A 3,380-nucleotide genomic window follows, 5' to 3' on the forward strand; every position below is an offset into this window, starting at 1 on the left:
CCCCCGGGACCCTCCGCCCCCGCGCCCGGGGGGGGGGCCGCCCGGTCCCCCGGCGCGGGCCCACCGGGCGCCCCGGGCGGGGGGGGCGGCCGCCCCCCCCCGCCGCGGGGGGGGGGGGGGGGGGGGGGGGCGATGGTCGCGGGCGGCGGGGCGGGGGGGGCCGGGGGGGCGGGCCGGTGCCGTAGGCCGCGTCCGGCTTCGTGGTGCGCCGGACGCGTGCAGGACGGACGGCGGTGTGTTACGCGGCGAGGCCCAGGGCCGCCATGCGCTTGGTGTGCGCCTCGGTGATGCGGGAGAACATCCGGCCCACCTCCGCGAGGTCGAAGCCGTCGGCCACGCCGCCCACCAGCATCGTCGAGAGCGCGTCCCGGTCCGCCACCACCCGCTGGGCCTGCGACAGCGCCTCGCCCATCAGGCGGCGCGCCCACAGGGCGAGCCGGCCGCCGAGCCTCGGGTCCGCCTCGATCGCGGCGCGCACCTTCTCGACGGCGAAGTTGCCGTGGCCGGTGTCGTCCAGCACGGCGAGGACCAGGGCACGGGTGTCGGTGTCGAGCCGGGCGGCGACCTCGCGGTAGAAGTCGCTGGCGATCGAGTCGCCGACGTACGCCTTGACCAGGCCCTCCAGCCAGTCCGACGGCGCGGTCTGCCGGTGGAACTCGTCGAGCGCCCTGGCGAAGGGCTCCATCGCCTCGGTGGGCGTCGCGTCGATCGCGCTCAGCCGCTCGTTGAGCTGCTCGAAGTGGTGGAACTCGGCGGACGCCATGCGGGCGAGCGCGGCCTTGTCGGCGAGGGTCGGGGCGAGCTTCGCGTCCTCGGCGAGCCGCTCGAAGGCCGCGAGTTCGCCATAGGCGAGGGCGCCGAGGAGGTCCACCACCGCCGCGTGGTACTGCGGCTGCGCGGACGCCGTGGCCCAGTCCTGCCCGGCGATCCCGGTGTTCTCGCTGTCTGCGTCTGCCACGGCAAACCTTCCGATTCGTGTGCTCGTCGTAACCCGCGTAACCGCACAATAGTCCGCGCCGGGGCCGGGAAAGAGCCCGTCTCACGTGCGGGGAGCGACGGTCGGTGAACTTCGGCCGACACAGGTGCGCGAATCCGGGGTACAGTGGTAATGCGCCCGCTGGGTATTCGGCGGGCCATCACAGTGTTTGGCCGAGGGTCGACAGGCATGCCGGGCGCCGTTGCGGCGCATGGCATCCGGGACGCCCTTGGACAGGCCCCCTGAGGATGCCCGGTCGGTGGCCCGATCGGCTCCGCCCTGACCGCCCTCAGCGCGGTCCGTGTCGCAGACGCACACGAACCCGCACATGAGGGGCCCCCTGAGCGGTACGAGCGCTTGAGCGACGGCAGGGGTCCCGCGCCCATCCGGTCAATCCACGGCCGGCCGAGCCCGACCGGCGCGGACCCGTAGCGCGGTACGACCCCCAGCGTTCGCCTCGCACCGCACCTCACGGAAGAGGCAGCACCCTGACTACGACGTTCCGCGATCTCGGGATTCTCCCCGAGACGGCCGAGGCCCTCGAAGCCGTCGGCATCACGACCCCCTTTCCCATCCAGGAGATGACGCTCCCGGTCGCCCTTTCGGGTACCGATGTCATCGGCCAGGCCAAGACCGGTACGGGCAAGACCCTCGGCTTCGGCCTGCCGCTGCTCGAGCGCGTGACCGTACCCGCCGATGTCGAGGCGGGCCGTTCCACGCCCGAGCAGCTGACGGGCGCGCCGCAGGCGCTGGTCGTCGTCCCCACCCGCGAGCTGTGCACACAGGTCACGAACGACCTGCTGACCGCGGGCAAGGTCCGCAATGTGCGCGTCCTCGCGATCTACGGCGGCCGTGCCTACGAGCCGCAGGTCGAGGCCCTCAAGAAGGGCGTCGACGTGATCGTCGGCACGCCGGGCCGCCTGCTCGACCTGGCGGGCCAGCGCAAGCTCGACCTCTCGCACGTGCGCGCGCTCGTGCTGGACGAGGCCGACGAGATGCTCGACCTGGGCTTCCTGCCCGACGTCGAGAAGATCATCCAGCTCCTTCCGCCGCGTCGGCAGACGATGCTGTTCTCGGCGACCATGCCGGGCGCGGTGATCGGCCTGGCCCGCCGGTACATGACACAGCCGACGCACATCAGCGCCACGTCGCCCGACGACGCGGGCGCGACGGTCGCCGCCACGACCCAGCGCGTCTACCGCGCGCACTCGATGGACAAGCCCGAGATGGTCGCGCGCATCCTCCAGGCCGAGGGCCGCGGGCTCGCGATGATCTTCTGTCGCACGAAGCGCACCGCGGCCGACATCGCCGACCAGCTGATGCAGCGCGGCTTCGCGGCGGGCGCGGTCCACGGCGACCTGGGCCAGGGCGCCCGCGAGCAGGCACTGCGCGCGTTCCGCAACGGCAAGGTCGACGTGCTGGTGTGCACCGACGTCGCGGCCCGCGGCATCGACGTCGAGGGCGTCACGCACGTCATCAACTACCAGTCCCCCGAGGACGAGAAGACCTACCTGCACCGCATCGGCCGTACGGGCCGCGCGGGCGCGACGGGTACGGCCGTGACGCTCGTCGACTGGGACGACATCCCGCGCTGGCAGCTCATCGACAAGGCGCTGAACCTGGGCTTCCCGGCCCCGCCGGAGACGTACTCCACCTCGGCACACCTGTTCGAGGAGCTGTCCATCCCCGCGGGCACGAAGGGCGTCCTGCCCCGGGCCGAGCGCACCCGCGCCGGGCTCGCGGCCGAGCAGGTCGAGGATCTGGGCGAGACCGGCGGCCGCGGCCGCCGCGGCGCCGCCCCCGCCGTTGTGGAGGAGCGCCCGGCCCGTACGCGTACGCCCCGGCAGCGGCGCCGTACGCGCGGCGGACTCGCCGCGGGTGAGGCACCCGCCGAGGCCGTCGAGGCGGCGGACACGGCGGAGGGCGCCACCGGCCCCGACGCCCCGGAGAGCGCGGAAGCGCGCGCTCCGCGCCGTCGCCGCCGTACCCGCTCCGGCGCCACGGCCACCGCGGAGGCGGCCGTCCCCGCGCCCGCTGAGGCGCCCGACGCGACGCGGTCCGACGAGGAGGCGCCCGCGAAGCCGAGGCGCCGCCGTACGCGTCCGGTGAAGCAGGCGGCAGCGGCCGAGGCCGAGGCGGCACCCGCGGCGAAGACGGCCACCAAGGCGTCGGGCACCGCGAAGGCGTCCACCGCCAAGGCGGCCGCCGCCGAGTCCGCGGCGGCACCGGCCGGCGAGGCCGAGGACAAGCCGCGCCGCCGCCGCACCCGCGCGACGAAGCCGGTCCAGCCGGAGGCGTGACGCGGCGAGGCAGCGAACACCGGGTGGGGGGGGGGGGGGGGGGGGGGGGGGGGGGGGGGGGGCGGGGGGCGGGGGGGGGCGGGGGGCCGGGGGCGGCGGGGGGC

At 75.5% G+C, this 3,380-nt stretch carries 2 protein-coding genes; one reads left to right on the forward strand and one right to left on the reverse strand.

The window, feature by feature from the left end:
• Positions 1-238: 238 nt before the first annotated feature.
• Positions 239-958, reverse strand: a complete 720-nt coding sequence (locus LCE31_RS28845; RefSeq protein ID WP_225019372.1) for a ferritin-like fold-containing protein — start codon at positions 956-958, stop codon at positions 239-241.
• A 599-nt stretch (positions 959-1,557) separates the two neighbouring features.
• On the opposite strand from LCE31_RS28845, the gene LCE31_RS28850 reads away from it, so the two are divergent.
• The gene (locus tag LCE31_RS28850; RefSeq protein WP_225019374.1) at positions 1,558-3,276 is read left to right on the forward strand and encodes a DEAD/DEAH box helicase; all 1,719 of its coding nucleotides are present in this window, start codon (positions 1,558-1,560) and stop codon (positions 3,274-3,276) included.
• The last annotated feature ends 104 nt before the right edge of the window (positions 3,277-3,380 follow it).

The sequence above is a fragment of the Streptomyces sp. 8L genome, from assembly GCF_020176795.1.
GTDB lineage: Bacteria > Actinomycetota > Actinomycetes > Streptomycetales > Streptomycetaceae > Streptomyces.

Bases quoted from the DNA above. Each gene is read 5' to 3' on its own strand.
- LCE31_RS28850 (WP_225019374.1), top strand. From the start codon at position 1,558: ATGACGCTCCCGGTCGCCCTTTCGGGTACCGATGTCATCGGCCAGGCC.